The sequence below is a fragment of the Pseudoalteromonas rubra genome, from assembly GCF_004212645.1.
Lineage (GTDB): Bacteria > Pseudomonadota > Gammaproteobacteria > Enterobacterales > Alteromonadaceae > Pseudoalteromonas > Pseudoalteromonas rubra_G.
In genome coordinates, this window is the sequence record NZ_PPUZ01000080.1 from 1 (window position 1) to 25,394 (window position 25,394).

21 protein-coding genes are annotated in these 25,394 nt (G+C 48.4%); 10 read left to right on the forward strand and 11 right to left on the reverse strand.

The window, feature by feature from the left end; all coding sequences use genetic code 11:
- Positions 1-130: 130 nt before the first annotated feature.
- The 4 genes from ruvB to aspS all read right to left on the reverse strand — a co-directional run bounded on the left by ruvB (position 131) and on the right by aspS (position 4,199).
- Positions 131-1,138, reverse strand: a complete 1,008-nt coding sequence (ruvB, locus tag C3B51_RS20720; protein ID WP_130246269.1) for a Holliday junction branch migration DNA helicase RuvB — start codon at positions 1,136-1,138, stop codon at positions 131-133.
- Positions 1,139-1,158: 20 nt separating this feature from the next.
- Positions 1,159-1,776, reverse strand: coding sequence for a Holliday junction branch migration protein RuvA (gene ruvA / locus C3B51_RS20725; protein WP_046006728.1), 618 nt, complete (start codon positions 1,774-1,776; stop codon positions 1,159-1,161).
- A 2-nt stretch (positions 1,777-1,778) separates the two neighbouring features.
- Positions 1,779-2,300 carry a crossover junction endodeoxyribonuclease RuvC gene (gene ruvC / locus C3B51_RS20730; RefSeq protein ID WP_046006729.1) on the reverse strand — a complete coding sequence of 174 codons (522 nt, stop codon included), beginning with the start codon at positions 2,298-2,300 and terminating at the stop codon, positions 1,779-1,781.
- 123 nt (positions 2,301-2,423) lie between these two features.
- Complete coding sequence (gene aspS / locus C3B51_RS20735; RefSeq protein ID WP_125716394.1) at positions 2,424-4,199, reverse strand: aspartate--tRNA ligase; 1,776 nt, start codon at positions 4,197-4,199, stop codon at positions 2,424-2,426.
- 178 nt (positions 4,200-4,377) lie between these two features.
- Here aspS and C3B51_RS20740 point away from each other — a divergent pair, with 178 nt between their 5' ends.
- Positions 4,378-5,226 carry a DUF72 domain-containing protein gene (locus C3B51_RS20740; RefSeq protein WP_125716393.1) on the forward strand — a complete coding sequence of 283 codons (849 nt, stop codon included), beginning with the start codon at positions 4,378-4,380 and terminating at the stop codon, positions 5,224-5,226.
- A gap of 67 nt (positions 5,227-5,293) precedes the next feature.
- On the forward strand, positions 5,294-5,458 hold the full coding sequence (locus C3B51_RS23680) for a hypothetical protein (protein ID WP_164519171.1): 165 nt from the start codon (positions 5,294-5,296) through the stop codon (positions 5,456-5,458).
- Positions 5,459-5,493: 35 nt separating this feature from the next.
- Here C3B51_RS23680 and C3B51_RS20745 read toward each other — a convergent pair whose 3' ends face one another.
- Positions 5,494-5,901 (reverse strand): GFA family protein, encoded by a 408-nt coding sequence (locus C3B51_RS20745; RefSeq protein ID WP_130246270.1) that lies wholly within the window; start codon positions 5,899-5,901, stop codon positions 5,494-5,496.
- A 71-nt stretch (positions 5,902-5,972) separates the two neighbouring features.
- On the opposite strand from C3B51_RS20745, the gene C3B51_RS20750 reads away from it, so the two are divergent.
- Positions 5,973-6,494 (forward strand): M48 metallopeptidase family protein, encoded by a 522-nt coding sequence (locus C3B51_RS20750; RefSeq protein ID WP_125716391.1) that lies wholly within the window; start codon positions 5,973-5,975, stop codon positions 6,492-6,494.
- A 4-nt stretch (positions 6,495-6,498) separates the two neighbouring features.
- On the opposite strand, the gene C3B51_RS20755 is transcribed toward C3B51_RS20750, so the two are convergent.
- The 3 genes from C3B51_RS20755 to C3B51_RS20765 form a co-directional block, all read right to left on the reverse strand.
- A complete protein-coding gene (locus C3B51_RS20755; RefSeq protein ID WP_130246271.1) occupies positions 6,499-7,296 on the reverse strand; it encodes a M48 family metallopeptidase in 798 nt (265 codons plus the stop codon).
- Between the two features lie 122 nt (positions 7,297-7,418).
- Complete coding sequence (grpE, locus tag C3B51_RS20760) at positions 7,419-8,030, reverse strand: nucleotide exchange factor GrpE (RefSeq protein WP_125716389.1); 612 nt, start codon at positions 8,028-8,030, stop codon at positions 7,419-7,421.
- A 58-nt stretch (positions 8,031-8,088) separates the two neighbouring features.
- Positions 8,089-9,033, reverse strand: coding sequence for an HrcA family transcriptional regulator (locus C3B51_RS20765; protein ID WP_235411461.1), 945 nt, complete (start codon positions 9,031-9,033; stop codon positions 8,089-8,091).
- A gap of 92 nt (positions 9,034-9,125) precedes the next feature.
- On the opposite strand from C3B51_RS20765, the gene nadK reads away from it, so the two are divergent.
- From nadK to recN, 3 genes are all read left to right on the forward strand, one after another.
- Positions 9,126-10,010: an NAD(+) kinase gene (gene nadK / locus C3B51_RS20770; RefSeq protein ID WP_130246272.1), complete on the forward strand. Its 885-nt coding sequence runs from the start codon at positions 9,126-9,128 to the stop codon at positions 10,008-10,010.
- Positions 10,011-10,072: 62 nt separating this feature from the next.
- Positions 10,073-10,648, forward strand: coding sequence for a hypothetical protein (locus C3B51_RS20775; protein WP_125716387.1), 576 nt, complete (start codon positions 10,073-10,075; stop codon positions 10,646-10,648).
- Between the two features lie 91 nt (positions 10,649-10,739).
- Positions 10,740-12,416 carry a DNA repair protein RecN gene (recN, locus tag C3B51_RS20780; RefSeq protein WP_125716386.1) on the forward strand — a complete coding sequence of 559 codons (1,677 nt, stop codon included), beginning with the start codon at positions 10,740-10,742 and terminating at the stop codon, positions 12,414-12,416.
- A 110-nt stretch (positions 12,417-12,526) separates the two neighbouring features.
- On the opposite strand, the gene C3B51_RS20785 is transcribed toward recN, so the two are convergent.
- The 3 genes from C3B51_RS20785 to C3B51_RS20795 form a co-directional block, all read right to left on the reverse strand.
- Positions 12,527-13,942 (reverse strand): FAD-dependent oxidoreductase, encoded by a 1,416-nt coding sequence (locus C3B51_RS20785; protein WP_130246273.1) that lies wholly within the window; start codon positions 13,940-13,942, stop codon positions 12,527-12,529.
- A gap of 8 nt (positions 13,943-13,950) precedes the next feature.
- Positions 13,951-18,411 (reverse strand): glutamate synthase large subunit, encoded by a 4,461-nt coding sequence (gltB, locus tag C3B51_RS20790; RefSeq protein WP_130246274.1) that lies wholly within the window; start codon positions 18,409-18,411, stop codon positions 13,951-13,953.
- Between the two features lie 527 nt (positions 18,412-18,938).
- Positions 18,939-19,286 (reverse strand): Grx4 family monothiol glutaredoxin, encoded by a 348-nt coding sequence (locus C3B51_RS20795; RefSeq protein ID WP_046006741.1) that lies wholly within the window; start codon positions 19,284-19,286, stop codon positions 18,939-18,941.
- Between the two features lie 273 nt (positions 19,287-19,559).
- Here C3B51_RS20795 and C3B51_RS20800 point away from each other — a divergent pair, with 273 nt between their 5' ends.
- From C3B51_RS20800 to C3B51_RS20815, 4 genes are all read left to right on the forward strand, one after another.
- Positions 19,560-20,141, forward strand: a complete 582-nt coding sequence (locus C3B51_RS20800; RefSeq protein ID WP_046006742.1) for a Fe-Mn family superoxide dismutase — start codon at positions 19,560-19,562, stop codon at positions 20,139-20,141.
- 444 nt (positions 20,142-20,585) lie between these two features.
- Positions 20,586-22,508: a PrkA family serine protein kinase gene (locus C3B51_RS20805; RefSeq protein ID WP_130246275.1), complete on the forward strand. Its 1,923-nt coding sequence runs from the start codon at positions 20,586-20,588 to the stop codon at positions 22,506-22,508.
- Positions 22,509-22,532: 24 nt separating this feature from the next.
- Positions 22,533-23,813: a YeaH/YhbH family protein gene (locus tag C3B51_RS20810; RefSeq protein ID WP_125716382.1), complete on the forward strand. Its 1,281-nt coding sequence runs from the start codon at positions 22,533-22,535 to the stop codon at positions 23,811-23,813.
- Positions 23,814-23,827: 14 nt separating this feature from the next.
- Positions 23,828-25,339, forward strand: a complete 1,512-nt coding sequence (locus C3B51_RS20815; RefSeq protein ID WP_130246276.1) for a SpoVR family protein — start codon at positions 23,828-23,830, stop codon at positions 25,337-25,339.
- Positions 25,340-25,394 lie beyond the last annotated feature (55 nt).

Below are 25,394 nucleotides of genomic sequence, written 5' to 3' on the forward strand. Positions count from 1 at the left end.
CATATTTGCTCCGTCAAATTGAACAGGTATTCAGTGAAATTGGTATGTTATGGATCAGCAGAATGAAAGACCCAAGAAACACATGATGTGCTTCTTGGCAGCCAGGTAGGATTTAGAAAAGTCTGGTCAATCAGTCGTTTGGTTTCGTTAGATCGAAATGCAGATAGGCCCGATCTGAAACAATTCGCCCTCTGGGAGTGCGCTGGATAAAGCCCTGCTGGATCAGATAAGGTTCTATCACATCTTCTATGGTCTCGCGCTCTTCACCAATCGCAGCAGCCAGGTTATCCAGCCCAACCGGCCCCCCGGTAAACTTCTCAATAATTGCAAGCAAGTACTTACGATCCATGTAATCAAAACCACAATTGTCAACGTCGACCATATCCAGCGCCTGACTGGCAATCACTTCATCGACACTGCCATCTCCTTTTACCTGAGCGAAGTCCCGGACGCGTCTGAGCAAACGGTTCGCAATACGCGGTGTACCACGCGCCCGTTTGGCCACTTCAACCGCCCCGGCGTCACTGATCTCAAGATTCAAGAAATGTGCAGAGCGCGACACAATCGATGCCAGCTCAGCCACAGAATAAAATTCCAGACGTTGTACAATGCCAAAACGATCTCTCAGCGGTGAGGTCAGTGATCCTGCTCGGGTTGTTGCCCCCACCAGCGTAAAAGGTGGCAAGTCCAGCTTGATTGAGCGGGCTGCCGGCCCTTCACCAATCATAATATCGAGCTGGTAATCTTCCATCGCAGGGTAGAGGATCTCTTCAACCTGGGGACTCAGGCGATGTATTTCATCAATAAACAACACATCGCCCTGCTCCAGATTGGTCAGCATAGCGGCCAGGTCGCCGGCTTTTTCAAGCACCGGCCCTGAGGTGGTTTTAATATTCACACCCAGCTCATTGGCAACAATATTGGCCAGTGTTGTTTTACCTAACCCCGGCGGGCCGAATATCAGCAGGTGGTCCAGTGCTTCTTCACGGCTGCGCGCCGCTTCGATGAAGATTTCCATCTGCTGCTTTACATGCTGCTGGCCGGTATAGTCTGACAGTAGTTTAGGCCGTATTGCTCTGTCTACGGCCTCTTCACTGCCCTGCACTTCCGGCTCAATGAGTCTGTCTGCTTCAATCATAATTACTTAATCAGCCTTTCTTACATCATAGATCTCAGGGCTTCTTTGATCAGCCCTTCAGTATCCATGCCTGGTTTGCTCACCGCTTTCAAGGCTTTTTGTGCTTGTGCGGGTTTATAGCCTAGCGCAAGTAGTGCTGCCAGCGCATCATCTTCAGGCGTATTCGCCACCGTGGGGTCTTCCTGAGGCGCTAACACGGCACTATCGCTGAACGGGGTCAGCAGATCATGGCCAAAGTTTTTCAGTTTGTCTTTCATCTCAAGTACCAAACGCTCAGCGGTTTTCTTGCCTACCCCGGGAATTTTCACCAAAGTAGACGCATCGCCCTGATTGACACAATGAACAAACTGCTCCGCCGACATACCCGACAAAATCGCCAGCGCCAGCTTCGGACCAACACCATTGGCCTTGATCAACTCACGAAACAACGCCCGCTCAGTTTTGTGATTAAAGCCAAACAATAACTGCGCATCCTCACGCACCACAAAATGAGTATAGATGGTTGCTTCATTACCCGTCTGCGGCAATTCATAAAAACACGTCATCGGCATTTGCACTTCATAGCCGACGCCACTCACCTCTAACAAGATCTCAGGTGGCTGTTTTTCTACTAAAAGACCTTTGAGTCTGCCTATCATAATTACCTCAATCTTCCTCGTACGGTTTTTTTCGCATTACCAGCCAGCTTGATCAGATTTTGCTCTGAATGTGCATGACAGATAGCGATGGCCAGCGCATCGGCGGCATCGGCCTGGGGGGTGCCGGGAAGCTTTAATAGTCGTTTGACCATTTCCTGAACCTGCGACTTATTCGCACCGCCGGTGCCAACCACAGCTTGCTTAACCTGCCGGGCCGAGTACTCAAACACCTCAATCTCTTTCATGGTGGCAGCAACGATGGCTGCCCCACGTGCCTGACCTAGTTTTAAAGCAGAATCTGGGTTATGTGCCATAAAGACTTGCTCAATGGCAAACCCCTGCGGATTAAACTGCTCGATGATCTGGCTAACACCCTGATAAATCATCTGCAGTCGTTGTGGAAATGGTTTATCGCCAAGTCGGATACAACCACTGCCCAGATACTGAAACTGACTGCCCTGGCGCTGAACTACACCATACCCGGTCAGCCTGGAGCCTGGATCTATGCCTAAAATTACTGCCAAGGCGCATACTCTCGTTGTTTTTTCGCTATCATGCCAAAATACTGTATGAATTTCCAGTTACCTAGGATTTGAAGAATAAAAAAAAGCGGCGCAATCGCCGCTTTTTCATTCTTTTTGCTGTATTTATTCAGCGTCTTTTTGCTGTGCTGTCACTGTCACCGCGAGCTCTTTCAGTGCATCCGGGTTGGCAACGCTCGGCGCATTGGTCATCAGACATGATGCCTGAGTCGTTTTCGGGAACGCAATCACATCACGGATGTTGTCTGTGCCACACAGCAACATCACCAGGCGGTCAAGGCCAAACGCCAGACCCGCGTGTGGTGGGGTACCGTACTTCAGTGCATCCAGCAGGAAGCCAAACTTATCTTGCTGCTCTTGTTCATCAATGCCCAGGATACGGAAAGCCGCCTGCTGCATATCGTTGTTGTGGATCCGAACAGAACCACCACCGACTTCATAGCCGTTCAATACCATGTCATACGCGTCTGAAATAGCGCCTGCCGGATTGGCTTCCAACTCTGATGCTGAAATGTCTTTAGGTGCCGTGAATGGGTGGTGAACTGCATGCAGGTTACCTTCGTCGTCTTCCTCAAACATTGGGAAGTCAACAACCCACAGTGGCGCCCACTGACCAAGGTTGGTCAGCTCAAGGTCCAGACCGACTTTCAGACGCAGTGCACCCATTGCTTCATTAACCACGTTGCGCTTGTCAGCGCCGAACAAAATGATGTCGCCGGTCTGTGCGTTAGTGCGTTCAAGAATGCCTTTGATCACTTCTTCGTTCAGGAACTTAGCAATTGGCGACTGAATACCTTCAAGGCCAGCGTCCCGATCGTTGACCTTCATCCAGGCCAGGCCTTTTGCGCCATAGATGCCAACAAACTTGGTGTACTCATCAATTTGCTTACGAGATAGTGATGCACCACCCGGTACAGTCAGCACCGCTACGCGGCCTTTTTCATCGTTTGCAGGACCTGCCAGTACTTTGAACTCGACGTCCTTAACCAAGTCGGCTACATCAATCAGCTCCAGCGGGTTACGTAAATCCGGCTTGTCTGAACCATAGCGACGCATGGCTTCTTCGTAGCTCATGACCGGGAACTGGCCCAGATCAACGTCAAGTAGTTCCTGCCACATTTCACGGATCAAGCGCTCTGTGATATCACGCACCTGCTCAGATGACATAAACGAGGTTTCTAAATCGATTTGGGTGAATTCAGGCTGGCGATCAGCACGCAAGTCTTCATCACGGAAACATTTAACAATCTGGTAGTAACGGTCAAAACCAGACATCATCAGCAGCTGCTTAAACAGCTGAGGCGACTGTGGCAATGCGTAGAAGCTGCCTTTATGTACACGACTCGGCACCAGATAGTCACGTGCACCTTCTGGTGTAGCTTTAGTTAGTACCGGCGTTTCGATATCCAGGAAGTCATTGCTGTCTAAGAAGCGGCGTACAAAGCTGGATGCTTTTGCGCGCAGTTTAATGCGGTCGCTCATTTCCAGACGACGCAGGTCAAGGTAACGGTAGGTCAGGCGACGCTCTTCTGAGTTTTCCTGATTAAAGTCCAGAGGCAACGGCTCTGCACGGTTTATTATTGTCAGGCCTGTGCCCAGGATCTCAACTTCACCCGTTGCCATGTCCTGATTGATTTGGCTCTCTGGGCGTGCACGAACAGTACCCGTTACTTTAACACAGAACTCCTGACGTAAGGTGTTGGCAACATCCATCAGGCCATCTACTTCAGGATCAAACACAACCTGGACCAAACCTTCGCGATCTCGCAGATCAATGAAGATCAGGCCACCCAGATCACGACGTTTGTTGATCCAACCACATAGCTCCACTTCCTGACCTACATGGTCCTTGTTTAATTTTCCGCAGTATATTGAGCGCATAATAATCCTATTTGCCTACTTACTCTAAAGGGCATAATGAATGATAAATTTAATCGCCAATTATATAAAATTGCCACGCTTTGTCATCCCACAAAACCGGGATTCTTTCGCTGTTACGATTTTTTCTCCATCTGGACTTTGTTAGACTCTTCTTCAAGTCAATTAGGGAGCAAATTTCATGCTGTATTTGGGGTGTCCTCAGTGGAGCTCTGCACACTGGAAAGGTCGGTTTTTCAGCAGTGACTGCAAAACCGCGGATATGTTGAGCGAATATGCGCAGATCTTTAATAGTGTTGAGGGCAATACCAGCTTCTACGCTAACCCAAAACCGGACACCATCGCTACCTGGTCAAAGGCGGTGCCAGAAGACTTTCGCTTTACCTTTAAAATCCCCAAACAGATCTCTCACGAACTGGCGTTGACTCATTGTCAGCAAGAACTCAAGCAATGGCTCGAGCTGTTTTCGCCTTTATTTTCACAACTGGGAATGGTATTGCTGCAACTGCCAGCCAGCTGTGGCCCACAATATCTTGGCCGGATAGCCGATTTTATCGCACAATTGCCCAAGGAGTTGACCCTGGGTATCGAGGTCAGACACAGAGCGTTTTTTGCCAAAGGCGACGCTGAAAAGCGCTTTAACCAGCTGCTGATGCACAATGGCGTGAATCGCATTATTATGGATACTCGGCCTCTGTTTAGTGAGCCGCCCAGTACCCCGGCTATTATTGATGCCCAGCAAAAGAAACCGCGCGTTCCCGTCAATGTGATTGCTACGGCTCAGGCGCCCATGTTGCGTTTTGTCGGGTGCTCAGACCTGGCTGCAAATCGCACCTTTTATGCCCCCTGGCTCAACAAAATTCGTGACTGGCTAAACGAGGGGCGTACCCCTTATGTGTTCTTTCACACTGCCGACAATTATGATGCACCTCTGCTGGCCAGGCAGTTTATTCAGGATCTGGGCGTTGCGCATCAAGTACTCGAGCCATTTCCGGCAGAGCGCCAACCACAGCAGCAGGCATTAATTTAAGCACTTGACATATATTAAGTTTTACAGGATGTTAGAAGGTGAATAAAACAACAATAAGGAAAATACCATGCGGTTAAAACTCAATAAAAAGCCTGTAAAACAACTTTCTGATGACCTGTCTGCACTGCCAGCCAAAGCAACCCGAGCTGTCGGTGGTGCAGGCAGAGCAGAGCTCCAGAAAAGCGGTGGTAACTCACGCGCATCTGACTGCTGTGCGATGACTGGTAACTAAGCACTTAGCCGCAGGGCCTGAAACGGCCCTGCTTATTATTCCCGACCCGGCTCTTTACTTTCAAAGCGAGGCAAGTCGGCATCCAACTCTTCCCAGTTCGCTTTAGACGTTACATAGTTGTGTGACATTGGCCGCTCAGTGATGTCACAATCCAAAATACCCAGCCGTAATCTTAGTTTTTCGGGGTTATCCTGATTAGAGCTGTATAAAGGAGATGCACAAATTCCACAGAAATGACGCAACCTGCCGGGTTTAAACGCGTAGTGACGGATATGCTCTTCTCCGGCAATCACTTTTAACTCATCTTGATTGACAAATCCGTTGGTGGCATAAGCAGTGCCAGACGACTTGCGACATAAGGAACAGTGACAATGGATGATGCTAGAAATGGCACCCTGCAGTGCAAGCTTAACCGCACCGCATAAACAACTTGCCTGATACATTTACTATTATTCCTGTTATGATCTTGAGTACACCAGCTTAAAATTTCCGAATCAGGATTACTACCGTCATCATGAATTATTTGCAGTATTTTCAGCATTACCCTGCTGCGTTGCAGTCCCAAATTAAAGCCTTACTGGAACCGGATAGACTTGCAGCGTATTTCAAAGGTAAATATCCGCAAGGTCATCAGCTACAAAATACACAAGCTCTTTATGATTACTGCAATAGCTATAAAAACAAGTACCTTAAAAATGTACCTCGTCTGCATAAGGTAAGCTATGCAAAGGGCCGGGATCTGATGACGGGAACGTTGGGGCATCACAGCCAAACACGTCAACAGCACGGCGGAAAAGTCAAAACTCGTTATGAAATTGCCCTGTCCCAGCAACTGAAATATGCCCCGGAGGCGGTATTAAGGGCGCTGGTTGTACACGAGCTGGCTCACTTCAAAGAGCTGGAGCATAACAAAGCGTTTTATCAGCTTTGCTGTCATATGGAACCGGATTACCATCAGCTGGAGCTGGATCTTAGGCTATTTATTGTGCTCGACAGACTGGGCGCAAACTTGTATCACAGCAGCGCCCAGCAATAGTCGCTTATTTGCAGACTGGATTGCGCCCCTGACGCTTGGCCTCCGCAGCCTTTGAATTCGCTTGTGTCATCTTGCTTTGCAACAAAGCGATGCGGTTTTCAGGTGAGGGGTGCGTTGATAAAAACTCCGCCGGCCGCTCTCCTCCCGCCTTGTCCATATTCTGCCAAAGTTCAACAGCCCCCTGAGGATTAAACCCGGCTTTGGCCATCAGATCGAGACCAATGACATCCGCCTCGCTCTCGTGACTGCGGCTAAAAGGCAACATAACGCCGTACTGTGCGCCCAAACCCAGTCCCTGCATTATGGCATTACGGTATTGCACATTGCCCATTTCCAGCGCCACGTTGCCTGCCTGCAAGCCAATTTGCAATAAGCTGTTTTGTGAGACCCGCTCATTGGCATGCTGAGCGATAACATGACCCACTTCATGGCCCATTACAGCTGCCAGCTGGTGCTGATCTTTGGCAACACTTAAAAGGCCAGTGTGCACCCCTATCTTTCCTCCGGGCAAAGCAAACGCATTGGCACTGGGCTCCTTGAAGACCACCACTTCCCATTGCTGCTGCGCGTACTGCGCCGGTAGCTGCGCTATCAATGCATCAGCAACACACTGCACATAACGATTGGTTTTTGCGTTTTGTTCAATCGTCTGTTCCTGCTTCATTTGCTCAAAACTGGCTGTACCCATTTCATCCATTTTCTGCTCTGAGTAGAGCGCTATCTGTGTGCGCCCGGTCGGGGACGTTTTACATCCCATAAGCGTCACCGCAATGGCAACCGCTGCCATAATCTTTTTGTTCATCACCCTGTACCTGCTGAAACTAAATTATCTTTTATTTTAAAAGGTGAGCTGGGCCTATGCAAATCACCATTAAAAAAGCCCGCTATCTGCGGGCTTTTAAATCAGTGCGTTATTACTGAGGCTTAGTCTGCTGCTTTAGACACCATCACCATCGCTGGACGCAGTAAACGACCGTTCAGGGTATATCCTTTTTGCATAACGGCCAGTACAGTGTTTGGAGACACATCGTTGCTAGGCTGCATCGACATCGCCTGGTGCAGTTCAGGGTTGAAGGCCTCACCCTGAGGGCTTACAGCTTCAACACCAAACTTAGCCAGTGCATCATTGAATGACTTCAGTGTCATTTCAATGCCTTCAATAATGGATTTTGTCGCTTCGTTTTCTTTGTCGGCAAACTCAATTGCACGCTCCAGGTTATCAACCACAGGTAATAACTCATTTGAAAACTTTTCCAGCGCGAACTTCTGTGCTTTTTCTACGTCCTGTGCGGCACGACGACGCACGTTCTCGGCGTCAGCAGCAGCACGGATCACACTATCTTTTTGACCTTCGATTGTTTGCTTAGCCGCTTCCAGTTCTGCATACAGGCCTGCAATCTCTTCTTCTGGGCTCAACTCAGCTTGCTCAGTTTGTGCACTCTCCTGCGCTTGTTCAGCTTGCTCTGTCGCATTTTCCTGTACGTCTTCTTGCACTAACTCTTGTTCCTGCTCTTGGGCTTTTGTCTGCTCAGACATGAAAAATTCTCTCCGATTCTTTACAACTGCCGTAATTATGGGGATTCAAATTCGTTATTCAAGCTTCTTTTTTTGGGATTTGTGTAAATTCGCTGATTATTGCCTCAATCGGCGCATCCGCCGGGCAGATCACACAAAAACGACTCTGATACTCGCTGGCCGTGAAGTAAGGCACACTCAATACCACAAACCGTTCCAGATTCAGATAGCTCAGCTCACTGCCCAGTAATACCGACAAACCGTTCTTGAGTGCCAACCTGTCTTCTACCTGATGCAAAAAGCTCACACCCAGATTGAGTTCATTGTGCCCTTCGAGGCGGTTATACAAATAACGCTCTCCAACCACTATGCTGTTGTCGGTACCCAGCTGTAAGCTTAACTCTCGGCTCCACTGCATCAAAGAGCCACGGCAATCGGCCATCGCACTTTTCGCCATGGCCCGCATTCGATGTAACCCTTCTTTCAGTGTTTGCTGACTAAACACCGTGTTCATCCAGGCTGCAAACTGATAGCGCACGGGATCAGAATTAGACTCAGGCTTATTGATGAGAATGTTGTTAGACTGGCCCGTGCGGTCAATCAGTAATACCAGCCAGTGCTTACGGTCAAAATCCAACACCTCAACACGGAAAATAGTCTGCTCACTCACCTGTGGCAAACCAACAATACAGCAAACCTGATATTTTTGACTTAACGTGTGGGCAAAGCCTGTGAGCTGTTCACGCTCTGGTTCCCAGTAAGGGGCAATCTCTTCCAGTCCAAAATATTCCTGTAACCAGTATTTGATCCCCTGATCAGACGGGACACGCCCAGCCGACGTATGCGGCGAAAATAGCAACCCCTGGTTTTCCAGGCGTGCCATGGCATTGCGGACCGTGGCTGAGCACACCGCCATCCCTTTTAGTTTTGCTATCTTACTCGAGGCCACGGGATGACCTTCACCATTACAGTAAAGACTCATCACAGCAGAGAAGACTTGTTTATCACGTGCACTAAGTTTCATAACATCATAAATAAGGTTAAATTTGCGAGTTTCAAGCGAATTCATTTTAAGATAATCTTGGCAATAGATATTTTGCCAAGGAAACTCACTGAATGAGCGCACCATTTAAAACCATCGGCCTGATTGGAAAACCAAACCATGATGGCGCAGCCCTGACATTACAACGCCTGTACACTTTTTTGCAAGCACTTGGCTATGAAGTTTTTGTGGAGCAACGGGTTGGCAAACAAATCGCTGAACTGCCCGACTCACACATACTCGATGTGGTTGCGCTGGGCGAGCGCTGCGACCTGGCCGTAGTCGTTGGCGGCGATGGTAATATGCTGGGTGCAGCCCGGGTGCTGGCCAGGTTTGATGTGGCCGTCATAGGGGTAAACCGAGGCAACCTGGGATTTCTAACCGATCTCGACCCGGACGACTTTGAAGCCGAACTGGAACAAGTGCTGAGTGGTAAATTTGTTGCCGAGCAGCGCTTTTTGCTGGAAGTCGAAGTCTTTCGTCATGCCGAATTGAAAAGTGCCAACTTAGCCGTCAATGAAGCCGTGCTGCATGCCGATAAAGTTGCCCACATGATTGAATTTGAAGCCTTTATTGACGAACAATTTGTCTTTTCGCAACGCTCAGATGGTCTGATAGTCACCACCCCCACGGGCTCTACCGCATACTCTTTGTCCGGTGGCGGCCCTATTTTAACGCCGGAACTCAACGCCATGGCTTTGGTCCCTATGTTTCCACATACCCTGTCTAGCAGACCGCTCGTGGTCGATGCCAGTAAACAGGTCAAACTCAAACTCAGCCCGGAGAACACCGCCAGCTTACAGGTCAGTTGCGACAGTCATGTAGTACTCGCATTGCTTCCTGGAGATGAAGTGGTCATTAAAAAAGCAGAAAAAAAGCTCCGTTTGATCCACCCCGAGAGCTATTCCTACTACAATGTTCTGAGACAAAAATTAAATTGGGGCAGCAGGCTTTACTAAGCGCCACAAGTTCAGCAGAATAAGTGAAATTTGTTTTCTATTTTAGGGAAAAGTAAACCAACATGAGCTACGTTGTTTTCGTATCTATCACCTTATTGATCACCATTTTAGGGGTCTATGTGGTGATTGAGAATAACCGCAAAAAAGCACGCGAAGCCGAAAAACGGGTGTTTAATGAACGCCTGAAAGAGATCAGCAGTCACTTTAAAAGTAAAATTAGTGAATTTGTAAGTTATAAGCTGATCCGGCCCAAACACGCACCGCAGTTTAATGCCATTGTCGGCAATTTTTTTGTTGTCCAGGCACATAATGATGAAAACTTAGAAGCACTGGAACGTGTCACCGATCACTTACTTGCCACCATTGGTAACGAACTGAATAAATGTCGTGAAAATGGCAACATGGAGCTATTAGCCGATCAGCTGTTTATGTTTGTCAGTGAGCTGCCTTCTGCCGGTATTGCCTACAATAAGGCGTTTTACAGTGAAATTTTGCCAGCTCTGATCTCGCGGATCCAGACGCCGGATACACCGGCTCAAACCGACACGCAAGAAACAGTGCAGAGCGAGGAAGACGCCGCAGCGCAAACAGAGAATAACGACCCTTCCATGCAACAGCAAAAAGCCGCGGCACTCTAAACAGGCCGCGTACAACAAAACGCAATTTCAAGTTGCATTTCCCAAGAATGCTGTATAAATTAACAGTAATTGTACTGTTTGGATATACAGCATGCTTATCAGTCTGCAAATTAAAAACTTTGCCATTGTCAACGAATTAACCATCGACTGGCGCTCAGGCATGACAGCCATCACTGGTGAAACCGGTGCGGGTAAATCTATTGCGATCGATGCACTTTCTCTGTGTCTGGGCGAGCGCGCGGATGTTGCCAGCATTCGCCCGGGAGCGGCCAAAGCAGAGATCACAGCTCAATTTGATATCAGGCAACTCCCCTACGCGCAGCAATTTCTCAGCGACCTGATGCTCGATGATGAAGAGCAAAACTGTATTTTACGCCGTGTCGTTATGCAAAATGGCCGCAGTAAGAGCTTTATCAATGGTAACTCCGTGACCGCTGCCCAGCTCAAGGAATTAGGCCAGCGCCTTATAGCCATTCATGGCCAGCATGCCCACCAGTTACTGCTGAAGCCTGAACATCAGCTACGGTTGCTGGATGCCTACGCCGGGCACGATAACCTGCTGCACGCTGTGCGTGCTCAGTACCAGCACTATCATACCTTACAGAAGGAGCATGCCGAGCTTATCAAACAACAGCAAGCTCAGGCAGCCAAAAAACAACTGCTGGAATATCAGGTTCAGGAGCTGGATGAGTTTGCCCTGGAAGAAGGCGAATATGAGCAAATTGAAACTGAGCATACACGCCTGAGTCATAGCCAGACACTGGCCGAAAGCTGCCAGCGCGAGTTAATGTGTTTGTCTGAGCAAGATGATCAAACCGTTTTAGGCCAGCTTCAGCATAGCGTACAAACCTTCATTGAATTGAGTAACTACGACCCTAAATTACAGGAGATCAGTCAATTATTAGGCGAGGCCGCGGTGCAACTCGAAGAGGGCTGTCGTGAGCTGCGCGCCTACGGAGAAAATATTGAGCAAGATCCGGAGCGCCTGCAAAGCGTCGAAGATAGACTGGCTCAGGCCATGGCGTTGTCGCGTAAGCACCAAATCAGCCCCGAGTTGCTGCATCAGCACCACCAACAATTACATGAAGAGCTGGCATCCATTTGTTCCAACAACGAGCGTATAGAAGATCTGCAGCATGAAATAGCAGAGGCCCTGCACGCCTATCAAATCTCTGCGGCACAGCTTAGCGAAAGCCGATCACAGGCAGCGCTGACCTTAAATGAGCTGATCAGTGAAAGCATGCATGAGCTGTCTATGGAAAATGGTCAGTTTGCTATCCAGCTTAACCAGCATGAAGACAGGCGCCCCAATGAACTGGGCATGGACCAAATTGACTTTCTGGTTTCGACTAACCCCGGTCAACCTCTCCAAGCCCTGGCCAAAGTGGCCTCTGGTGGTGAACTGTCTCGGATCAGCCTGGCAATCCAGGTGATTATTGCGAACCGGGTCACTACCCCAACCCTGATCTTCGATGAAGTGGATGTTGGTATCTCCGGTCCCACGGCTTCTCAGGTGGGTAAACAGCTGCGTCAGCTAGGTAACTCAACCCAAGTGATCTGTGTGACTCACTTGCCTCAGGTTGCCTGTAGTGGCCACCATCAGTTCTTTGTGTCCAAGCGCGTTGAAGACGGTGAAACCTTTACATCGATGCTCCCGCTAGTTCAGGAACAACGTATTGACGAAATCGCCCGTTTGCTTGGCGGCGATAAAGTAAGCAGCACCACACGCGCCAGTGCGAAAGAGCTGCTCGAGGTACAAGGGGTATAACGGGCAAATTAGAACCTTTTATTTAACAACAAGCAAGCCTACCTGCCAGTACAACTGGTTCACGGTAGGCTTGTTTTGGGGCACCCAAAGCTTAGTGCAGTTCCACCGCTTTATACCCCAAGATAATCCATGATCCCCTCTGCGGCATTGCGACCTTCAAAAATCGCGGTCACCACTAAGTCAGAGCCACGTACAGCATCGCCACCTGCAAAGATTTTTTCATTACTGGTTTGATGTGTAAATGCGCCTTTTTCCGGTGCTATGATACCGCCCCACTCGTTGATTGCGACATCATACGCTGCCAGCCAGTCGAGGTTATGCGGTTTAAAGCCAAACGCCATGATCACTGCATCCGCTTCAATCACGTGTTCAGAGCCTGCGACTTCTTGCGCGCGCCTGCGGCCATTTTCATCAGGCTCACCGAGCTCAGTTCGCACCATACGAACGCCTGAAACCTGACCATTTTGGTCAAGTTCAATGCCCTTAGGCTGAACGTTGAAGCTAAACTTAACGCCCTCTTCTTTGGCATTCTTAACTTCCCGGCGTGACCCCGGCATATTGGCTTCATCCCGACGATACGCACAGGTTACCGATTTTGCCCCCTGGCGCACGGATGTCCGCACGCAGTCCATTGCGGTATCACCGCCGCCAAGTACCACAACGCGCTTGCCAGCCATATCGATATATGCCTGTTTACTCTCGTCGTAGCCCATAACCCGGTTGGTGTTACCGATCAAAAACGGCAGGGCATCATAGACATGCTCTGCATCCTCGTTCTCCAGTCCGGCCCGCATATACTGATAAGTGCCCACACCGATAAAGACCGCATCGTATTGAGACAGCAAGTCGTCCATACTGATGTCGGTGCCTATCTCTGTATTAAGGCGGAATTCAACTCCCATTTCCGTGAATATCTCGCGGCGCTTTTCCATCACGGACTTTTCTAACTTGAATGATGGAATACCAAATGTCAGCAAACCACCGATCTCGGGGTTTCGATCAAACACCACGGGCTTCACACCGTTGCGCACCAAAATATCCGCACAACCTAGCCCGGCGGGGCCCGCGCCAATAATCGCGACCTTTTTATCAGTCCAGGTGACATAAGACATATCAGGCTTCCAGCCCTGGGCAAACGCTGTATCTGTGATGTATTTCTCAATATTGCCGATGGTTACGGCACCAAATTCATCATTGAGCGTACAGGACCCCTCACACAGCCGATCTTGCGGACAAACCCGACCACACACTTCTGGTAAGCTATTGGTCCGGTGCGACAACTCCGCAGCTTCCAGGATCCTGCCCGTACGGATCAGCTTTAGCCACTGCGGAATATAATTGTGCACCGGACACTTCCACTCGCAATAGGGGTTACCGCAATCCAGGCAGCGATCGGCCTGAGAGCTCACCTGCTGCTTTGAAAAGGGCTCATAAATTTCGACGAAAGAGCTTTTGCGTGTTGTAATTGGCTTCTTTCTCGGGTCGATGCGCTGAACATCGATAAATTGATAGACATTTTCGCTCATACTTCCCCCTATTGTGCTTGCACACGTAATTCAGCACTACTGCGTGCACGGTGTCCCAGCAAACTCTTTACGTCGCTTGATTTTGGTTTAATCAGCCTGAACATAGGCACATACAATTCAAAGTTCGCCAGGATCTGCTCTGCCCGACACGACGCGGTATGCTCCAGGTGTTCAGCTATCAGGCCTCGTAAATGCTCCTGCATGGTATCCAAGCCATCCAGAGGCAGTACTTCAACCAGCTCAGGGTTATAACGTTTATCAAAGTCACCGGCCTCGTCGAGTACGTAGGCAAATCCCCCAGTCATACCGGCGCCAAAGTTAACCCCTACCTGACCCAACACACAAACCACACCACCTGTCATGTATTCACAGCCGTTATCGCCTAACCCCTCAACGGTGGCCTGCACGCCAGAGTTGCGCACTGCGAAGCGCTCACCAGCGCGCCCTGCGGCATACAACTTGCCGCCAGTCGCCCCGTACAAGCAGGTATTACCTGCAATGGTGGCCTGATGAGTCTGAAAACTCGAGCCTACCGGTGGGCGCAGTACCAGTTTTCCGCCCGCCATGCCTTTACCAACATAGTCGTTAGCATCACCCACCAGTGTCATTTCAAGGCCACCGGCATTCCACACTCCGAACGCCTGCCCGGCAGTGCCGTGTAATTCGATCACCACAGGATCTGCGGCCATGCCCTGGTTACCATGACGAGAGGCAATATAGCCAGACAACATGGCACCCACAGAGCGGTCGGTATTTTTGATCCGGCTCACCAAAGAAGTACCTGTTTTGTCATCTATCGCCTGTTTCGCTTTTTCAAGCAGGCTCTCATTGAGTTGACCCTGATAGTGCGACGTGTTCGGCGCACTGCAATAGAGCGTTTCGCCCGACGGGTTCGCCGGTTTTGCCAACAAAGGTTGAAGATCGAGCTTTTGCTGTCTTGCGGTTGTGCCATCCAGTACCTCAAGTAAGTCCGTTCGGCCAATTAAATCAGTCAGTTTGCTGATACCCATAGACGCCATAATCTCGCGCGCTTCTTGGGCAATAAAACGGAAATAGTTCATCGCCATTTCCGGCAAGCCATGGTAGTGCTTCTGTCGCAGAGTCTCATCCTGCGTAGCAACACCCGTAGCACAGTTATTCAGATGACAGATCCGCAGATATTTACAACCGAGTGCGACCATGGGGCCAGTGCCAAAGCCAAAGCTTTCTGCACCCAAAATAGCCGCTTTGATGATGTCCAGACCGGTTTTAAGGCCACCATCCGTTTGCAAACGAATGCGATGACGCAGGCCATTTTCGACCAGCGCCTGCTGAGTTTCGGCCAGACCAAGCTCCCAGGGGCTGCCCGCATACTTAACGGATGTGAGCGGACTTGCGCCTGTGCCACCATCGTAACCTGCAATAGTGATTAAGTCTGCGTAGGCCTTTGCCACGCCCGTGGCAATGGTACCGACGCCAGGCTCAGAGACCAGCTTAACGGAGATCATCGCCTTGGGATTAACCTGCTTAAGGTCAAAGATCAGCTGCGCCAAGTCTTCAATGGAATAGATATCATGGTGCGGCGGGGGTGAAATGAGCGTTACGCCCGGCACCGAGTATCTGAGTTTGGCAATGTATGGAGTCACCTTTTCACCTGGCAACTGACCACCTTCGCCGGGCTTCGCACCCTGTGCGACTTTTATCTGGATCACATCAGCACTTTGCAAATAATGGGGCGTTACACCAAAGCGACCCGACGCCACTTGTTTAATCCGCGAGTTTTTCTCCGTGCCAAAACGTAATTTGTCTTCCCCGCCTTCTCCTGAATTGGAACAGCCGCCGAGACGGTTCATGGCAATCGCCAATGCTTCATGGGCTTCCGGCGATAAGGCACCAATACTCATTGCCGCTGAATCAAAGCGTTTATACAGCTCTGTAGCAGGCTCCACCTCGTCCAGGTCAATTGCGGGCCCTTGTGTGTTGAGTTTTAAAAGATCTCGCAAATTGGTGACTGGACGATTGTTTACCAGAGCGGCATATTTCTGGTAGTCCTCATACTTGCCCGAGCGCACCGCAACTTGCAGGGACTGCACCACATCCGGGTTATAAGCATGATACTCGCCGCCGTGGACAAACTTCAGTAAACCACCGTGGGACAGTAATTTACGCCTGCTATATGCCAGCTTATGTAACTGCGCACCATCAGCCTCGAATTCAGCAAATCCAGCCCCCTGAATACGGCTGCTAACACCTTTAAAACACAATTCAACAATTTCGTCTGACAGGCCCACCGCCTCAAACAACATAGAGCAACGATAAGAAGCAACTGTACTGATCCCCATCTTAGACATGATCTTGTACAGACCTTTGTTGATGGCATTGCGATAGGCCAGCGTCACCTCGCGATAAGTTTTGTCGATGACTTTGCTGTCGCACAGCGCAACCAAAGTTTCATAGGCCAGGTAGGGGTAGATAGCGGTAGCGCCAAAACCAAGCAGTACGGCAAACTGATGCGGATCCCGCGCACTGCCGGTTTCAACTATGATATTAGAATCGCAGCGTAAATTGGTATTAACCAGCCGCTGCTGCACGGCCCCAACCGCCATTGCGGCTGGAACTGGCATGGTGTCCTGGCTGATATATCGGTCACTTAACAGTAACATGACACAACCAGATGCGGCTTTTTCCTGCGCTTCATCACAGATCCGCTCAATGGCCGTTTTGAGGCTTTCCGTATCCGCATCGTAGTTCAACGAAATACGACACACGCTGTAGTGATCATCATCTGCCGCTAACAGCTGCTGAATATCGGAATAGGTCAGGACCGGCGAATCAAACTGTAAGCGTTTCGCGTGGCCCGTCGTTTCGTTAAACACGTTCTGCTCGCGACCGATGCAGGTGGCAAGTGACATCACGTGATTCTCACGAAGTGGATCAATAGGCGGGTTGGTTACCTGAGCAAACTTTTGTCTAAAGTAATCGTAGAGTGAGCGGATCCCCTCGGACAATACAGCAAACGGGGTGTCATCACCCATAGAGCCCGTGGCTTCCTGGCCATTCTGGCCCATCACCCGGATCACCTGCTCAATTTCTTCGTTGCTATACGCAAATAACTTTTGATAAGTCAGTAAAGTTTCACTGTCAAAATCGCGTTGCCCGGCATCAGCTTCATCCAATGCTTCAAAGGGTGTTAGGCGCTTAACATTTTGTTCCAGCCAGGTTTTGTATGGATGACGTGCTTTTAGGTCCTCGTCAATCTCATCGGATTGCCAGATTTTGCCATGCAATGTATCCACCACCAGCAGTTCGCCAGGCCCGACACGTCCCTTCTCAATGACTTCATCCGGCTCATAGTCCCAGATCCCCACCTCGGAAGCCAGGGTAATAAAACCGTCCTGCGTTATCACATAACGCGCCGGACGCAGGCCATTTCGGTCTAGATTACAAGCCGCAAACCGGCCATCAGACATCACAATGCCCGCCGGACCATCCCAGGGCTCCATATGCATAGAGTTAAAATCGTAAAATGCTCTGAGCTCATCATCCATAGCGCGGTTTTTCTGCCACGCAGGCGGCACCAGCATACGCATTGCCCTAAAGATATCCATGCCACCTGCCAGAAATAATTCCAGCATGTTGTCGAGACTGGATGAATCAGACCCACTTTCGTTTACAAACGGGGCAGCACTTTGCAAGTCGGGCAGCAAAGGCGAGGCAAACTTATAAGCCCGTGCCTTAGCCCATTGTCGGTTGCCGGTGATGGTGTTTATCTCGCCGTTATGCGCCAGATAGCGAAATGGCTGCGCCAACGGCCAGCGAGGTTGCGTATTGGTAGAAAAGCGCTGGTGAAAAACGCAAATCGCACTGGTCATGCGTATGTCCGCCAGATCCAGGTAAAAATTTGGCAGATCGGCCGGCATCATCAGGCCTTTATAAATGGTAACCAGACCGGACAAACTGGCAATGTAAAAGTCAGGATCTGAGCTCAGACGTTTTTCAATACGGCGGCGCGCAATGTACAACCGACGTTCGAGGTCTTTCGGTCGCCACCCTTCCGGAGCAGACACAAAAACCTGTTCAAATTGAGGTAACTGCTCTGTTGCAATGGGACCAAGCATACTCGGATCGGTAGGTACGCTTCGCCAACCCACTAGGGTTAATGTTTCTTTTTCTAATTCTTCGTTGATGATGTCACGGGCTTGCGTGGCAAGTACCGAGTCCTGGTTAAGAAATACCATACCCACTGCATAGTTTTTACCAAGGTGCCAGTCGTTTTCGGCCGCCACTGCCCTGAAAAAGCTGTCAGGCTTTTGCAGCAACAAGCCACAACCATCTCCAGTTTTTCCATCCGCAGCAATGCCCCCGCGGTGCTGCATTCTATCCAGGCCAGTAATTGCCGTACGGATCAGCTTATGACTTGCCTGACCTTGCGTATGTGCAATCAGACCAAAGCCACAGTTTTCTTTTTCTAATGCCGAGTCATATAACATGGACTCCTCCCCTTGCTACAACTGCCAGCAGGTAATGTCAGACGAATTACTGGCAGATAATCAAAGCTAGCCTTGATTAGTATTCGAGTCAATACAATAAAGAATAGTTATTCACACACATGAATATTTCTCATAAAAAAGGTACTTGGAACACGTCTTCTCATTTCTAAAAATATCAATTAAAGGTAGAAAACCACAAAATGACACCGGTATCAAATCAAAAAACCGCGAATAAAAACATAGAAAAGAGGAAGTTTACGTAAACGTAACGAACGACCAAGCAGTGAATAAATATTCATTATTCACCCCGTGAATTTGGCAATTCCTTATTTTATGCCGCACACGCGCTTGACGTGTGCGTAAACTCGGTGTTGCAAAACTAAAAATATGGCGTGAAGCTTGAGGGAAATATCTATGGTAAAAAACGTGTGATGGCTATAAAGGCAAGGCTCTCAGGCATGGAAGAGAGATACAAAAAAGGCATGTGACCAGGTGCTCACATGCCCCAAATACGAGCGATATCAGACTTACTCTGCTTTTTCAGCGTCGTCTTCTTTATATTTCGCGGCAGTTTCAGCAATCAATGGCTGCAGCTCACCCTTTTGGAACATCTCGATGATAATGTCACATCCACCGATCAGCTCACCCTCAACCCACAACTGCGGAAAAGTCGGCCAGTTAGCATAATGAGGCAGCTCAGCACGAATGTCCGGGTTAAGCAAAATATCGACGTAAGCAAACTGCTCGCCACACGCCATCAGCGCTTGAGATGCCTGCGAAGAAAAACCGCAGTTAGGTAACTTGGGCGATCCTTTCATGTATAGGATGATCGGATTCTCTGCGATTTGCTGTTTAATCTTTTCAATGGTTTCCATTATTTACCTCAAAATGACGATAGCATAACTCATCATATCACCCATTTTGCCGCGCAGCCGCTGTCAGTAGCACAGTGCGGCGGTACAAAATGAATGCAATCTGAGCCATTCATTCTACAAGTCTTGGCTATTGCCATTGCTGTTTGCCAAAACTTGAGTAAAATACTCAGGAATTATAGTATCACTATATGCCGTCAAATCGTATAGAAATGTAAGCTAAGATAGAGATTGCTTCTATTGTTTTGGCAATTTAACAACGAAATGGAGATTAACATGGCTTTTGAACTACCGTCACTTCCTTATGCTATCAACGCGCTTGAGCCGCATATTTCTCAGGAAACACTTGAGTTCCACCACGGTAAACACCACAACACATACGTTGTAAAACTGAACGGCCTTATCCAGGGCACAGACCTTGAGAACAAATCTTTAGAAGAAATCGTATGTAACTCAGAAGGCGGCGTATTCAACAACGCAGCACAGATCTGGAACCACACGTTCTACTGGCACAGCCTGGCACCAAATGGTGGTGGCGAGCCTACTGGTAAAGTAGCAGAGCTTATCAACGCTAAATGGGGCTCATTCGCTGCATTCCAGGAAGCGTTCAACGACAAAGCAGTTAACAACTTCGGTTCTAGCTGGACTTGGTTGGTACAGCTTGCAGACGGTTCTTTAGACATCGTTAACACGTCTAACGCAGCGACTCCGCTTACTGAAGAAGGTGTAACGCCAATCATCACAGTAGACCTGTGGGAACACGCTTACTACATCGATTACCGCAACGTTCGTCCAGATTACCTGAAAGGTTTCTGGGCACTGGTTAACTGGGATTTTGCAAACGAAAACCTTGCTTAATATCAGATAATCCAAAAAGGCGCTCTTTGTAGCGCCTTTTTTTTCGACTTTTGACCCTGACTATCGCTCTGAGAAATGCCTGGGTTTCACTCGGCTTTTACTGTATTGATAAAATCCTGAGCAACCGATAGCGCAACAAAACACACACATATACCCGCCATTTCTTTGCTCATTTGTATCAATTTACAACGGCTAAAACCTCCCTTGTAGAGTATCTATTTGATAGTGAGTTTGCGGCTTTAGCAGCCTAATTTAGCCATTTCTACCCAAGTATTCGAATAAAGCGCCGTAACCCTCATTCGGTATCTAATTCGTGCGCCATTGCACTGTACTCAACAGACATTAAATTACTGGAATTTTTAGGCAATTTTTGAATATCCCGACTAAGCTTTAAGTAGCCTTGCATTAAGAGACCGCATCATCAACAGGTTATTGGAGTTCATTATGAGTATATTTGAGCATTACCAGTCCAGATACGAAGCGTCCCAAGAAGAAGAGTTCACCATCGCGGAATATTTGGATATATGTAAAGAAGACAAAGCAGCCTATGCGAGCGCGCCGGAGCGCCTGCTGATGGCAATTGGTGAACCCGAAATGGTCGATACTTCCACAGATGCACGACTTAGCCGCCTTTTTTCGAACCGGGTGATTGCACGTTATCCGGCATTTCATGAGTTTTATGGCATGGAAGACGCTATTGAGCAAATCGTGTCTTATCTGAAACATGCAGCACAAGGCCTCGAAGAGTACAAACAAGTGCTCTATTTATTGGGCCCTGTGGGTGGTGGTAAGTCATCGATTGCAGAAAAACTCAAATACCTGATGCAGCAGGTGCCTATATACGCCATTAAAGACTCGCCGGTTAACGATCACCCGCTCAGTCTGTTTAATCCGCTCGAAGATGGAGAGCTACTGGATAAAGAGTACGGCATTAATAGCCGTTATCTAAGAACTGTGATGTCGCCTTGGGCAACCAAGCGTCTGCACGAATATAATGGCGACATTTCTAAATTTAGGGTAGTTAAACGTTATCCGTCTATTCTGGACCAAACAGCGATAGCCAAGACAGAGCCTGGCGACGAAAACAACCAGGATATCTCGGCGCTGGTTGGTAAAGTCGACATTCGCAAGCTCGAACATTATGCCCAAAACGATCCGGACGCCTACTCTTATTCTGGTGCGTTGTGTCTGGCTAACCAGGGGTTAATGGAATTTGTTGAAATGTTTAAAGCACCCATCAAGGTGCTACACCCGCTGTTAACTGCCACACAGGAAGGAAATTATAACGGTACTGAGGGTATCTCAGCACTGCCCTTCAATGGCATTATTCTGGCTCACTCCAACGAATCAGAGTGGCAGTCATTTAAGAATAACAAAAACAATGAAGCGTTTTTAGATCGGGTCTTTATTGTCAAAGTGCCTTACTGTTTGCGCGTGTCTGAAGAAGTGAAAATCTACAAAAAACTTATCGAAAACAGCGAGCTGAGATCGGCACCTTGTGCGCCGGGCACGCTCGAGACATTAGCGAAATTCTCAACCCTGTCACGTATTAAGGAGCCGGAAAACTCCAGCATTTATTCAAAAATGCGTGTTTATGATGGCGAGAGCCTCAAAGACACAGATCCAAAAGCCAAGTCGTATCAGGAATATCGAGACTACGCAGGTGTCGATGAGGGCATGACAGGTCTGTCGACCCGGTTTGCCTTTAAGATACTCTCACGTGTATTCAATTTTGACCATACCGAAGTTGCAGCGAACCCGGTGCATTTATTTTATGTGCTGGAGCAGCAAATTGAGCGCGAGCAATTCAGTGCCGAGGTGCAGGAGCGCTACCTGAGTCACCTCAAGGGCTACCTGATCCCGCAATATGTTGAGTTTATCGGTAAAGAACTACAAACAGCTTACCTGGAGTCCTACTCAGAGTATGGGCAAAACATCTTCGACCGCTATGTCACCTATGCCGATTTTTGGATTCAGGATCAGGAATACCGAGACCCAGATACAGGTCAACTATTCGACAGAGCAGCGCTCAACGCGGAACTCGAAAAGATAGAAAAGCCTGCGGGCATTTCGAACCCCAAAGATTTTCGTAATGAAATCGTCAACTTTGTATTGAGAGCCCGTGCTCATCATAATGGTGCAAATCCTGTCTGGACCAGCTATGAAAAGCTCAGAACCGTGATCGAGAAAAAAATGTTCTCTAACACTGAGGAGCTACTGCCCGTGATCTCTTTCAATGCGAAGACTTCAGCTGAAGATCAGAAAAAACACGAAGACTTTGTCAATCGAATGATGGAAAAAGGCTACACCCAAAAACAAGTCCGCTTACTGTCTGAGTGGTATCTGCGGGTGAGAAAATCTCAATAACATTAGCGGTTGGAGGGTGTTTCTATGGCACATTTCATCGATCGTCGACTGAATGGCAAGAATAAAAGTACGCTGAATCGTCAGCGCTTTATCAGACGCTACAAGAAACAGATCAAGGAAGCCGTTTCTGACGCCATTAACAAAAGGAGCGTCACTGATATATCCAGCGGAGAGAGTATTTCTATACCACAGCGGGATATCAGTGAGCCGATTTTTCATCAAGGCAAAGGCGGGAATCGTGAACATATTCACCCTGGTAACGATCAGTTCACGACGGGTGACAAAATACAGCGTCCGCCTTCTGGCCAGGGCGGTGGTGCAGGAGAAGGCAATGCAAGTGATCAAGGTGAAGGTCAGGATGATTTTGTCTTCTCTATTTCAAAAGATGAATACCTTGACCTCTTATTTGAGGATCTTGAATTACCAAACCTGCAAAAGAGCCAACTCGATAAGCTGGTACAAATGAAAACGCATCGTGCCGGCTTTTGTAATGACGGTATGCCCAGTAACCTGGACATAGTGCGCTCTTTAAAAGGCTCGGTTGCGCGGCGAATTGCCATGACAGCCAGTAAACGAAAGCAGCTTAAAGAGTTGGAAGAAAGTCTGGCGCTCCTGTTACAAGAGCCTGTACCTAAGCAAACGCAGATACAGCAACTTGAACAGGAGATAGCTGACCTCAAGCGTAAAATAGACGCAGTGCCCTTTATAGATAACTACGATTTGCGCTTCAGAAATTACGAAAAGCGCCCGCACCCCACCAGCAAGGCCGTCATGTTTTGCTTGATGGATGTGTCAGGCTCTATGGATCAGGCGACTAAAGATATGGCGAAGCGATTCTATATTTTGCTGTATCAGTTCTTAACACGCACCTACAAAGACATCGAAGTTGTTTATATACGACACCACACCCAGGCCAAAGAGGTCGATGAGCAGGAGTTTTTTTACTCTCAGGAAACGGGTGGCACCATAGTGTCGAGTGCATTGAAATTAATGGATGAGATCATTGCCGATCGTTATGCTCAGGGAGACTGGAATATCTATGCTGCACAAGCGTCAGATGGTGATAACTGGGCGGATGATTCACCACACTGCACAGACATATTAACGAACAAACTATTGAAAGTGGTGCGTTACTACGCCTATATCGAGATCACCACTCGTGCGCACCAGAGCTTGTGGCGCGAATACCAAGGTATTGCAGACACCTTTGATAACTTTGCCATGCAACATATTAGGTCGGTCGAAGATATCTATCCGATATTCAGAGAGTTGTTTAAGAAAAACCGACAACAAAACGCAGCTTAACAGGGGGAGTGCCTATGACATATAACCCGCTTAATGATGGCCCGGATTGGACATTCGACCTGCTTGAAGAGTATCAGGCTGAAATTGCCCGCGTTGCGGCCCATTACAGACTGGATACCTATCCGAATCAGATTGAAGTGATCACCGCCGAGCAAATGATGGATGCATACTCCAGCGTGGGTATGCCCATTGGCTATGCGCACTGGTCTTATGGCAAAAAGTTCATTCAGACTGAGCAAACCTACAAACGTGGGCAAATGGGCCTGGCGTATGAGATTGTGATCAATTCAGACCCCTGTATTGCCTATTTAATGGAAGAAAATACCATGCCTATGCAGGCGTTGGTGATGGCGCATGCATGTTACGGTCATAACTCCTTTTTTAAAGGCAATTACCTGTTCAAAGCCTGGACTGATGCTTCATCAATTATCGATTACCTGGTCTTTGCGAAGAATTATGTTGCAAAATGTGAACAAAAATATGGCATAGACGAGGTTGAGAACCTGCTGGATTCTTGCCATGCGCTGATGAACTATGGTGTTGATCGTTACAAACGCCCGCAACAGATTTCCATGTATGAAGAACAAAAGCGCCAGAAAGAGCGCGAGGACTACTTGCAATCTCAAGTTAACGAACTTTGGCGGACCATTCCCAAGGGTAAACAACAGGACGAACGTGAAGACATTAAGTTCCCGTCTGAACCTCAGGAAAATATTCTCTATTTTATTGAGAAAAACGCCCCCCTGCTGGAGTCCTGGCAGCGTGAAATCATCCGTATTGTGCGCAAAGTATCTCAGTATTTTTACCCCCAACGACAAACCCAGGTGATGAACGAGGGATGGGCAACATTCTGGCACTATACAATTCTGAATCACCTCTATGACGAAGGTAAATTAAGCGATGCGTTTATGCTGGAGTTTTTACAAAGTCATACCAATGTCGTTTACCAACCCCCTTACAACAGCAAGTTCTACTCGGGCATTAATCCTTACGCGCTGGGCTTCAATATGATGGTGGATATTCGCCGCATCTGTGAAAGCCCCACTGAAGAAGATAAATACTGGTTTCCTGAATTTGCAGGTAAAGACTGGCTGGATACCTTGCACTTTGCCATGGAGAACTTTAAAGATGAGAGTTTTGTAAGCCAGTTTTTATCGCCAAAGATCATGCGTGATTTTAAGCTCTTTACAATCATTGATGAGGAAAAGTCTCCGCACCTGGAAGTCGGTGCGATCCACGATGAATCCGGCTATCAAAAAGTCAGGAATAGTTTGTCGGCACATTATAATCTCAGTAATCATGAGCCAAATATTCAGGTCTACAACGTGGATATCAGAGGAGATCGTTCACTCACTCTAAGGTATGTACCGCACAACAAGGTTCCCCTTGCTGATTCAAAAAAAGAGGTCCTTAAACATTTGTATCGCTTATGGGGCTTCCCGGTTAAGCTGGAAGAACTTCAGGACGATGGCACAGTCACAACGCTGGGTCAGTGCCCTCAGGAAAACAAAGAAGACTCACTATAGCAAAAAGCCCTTTTAACAAGGGCTTTTTAGCATACGCAAGTGTGTGTCAGTCAAG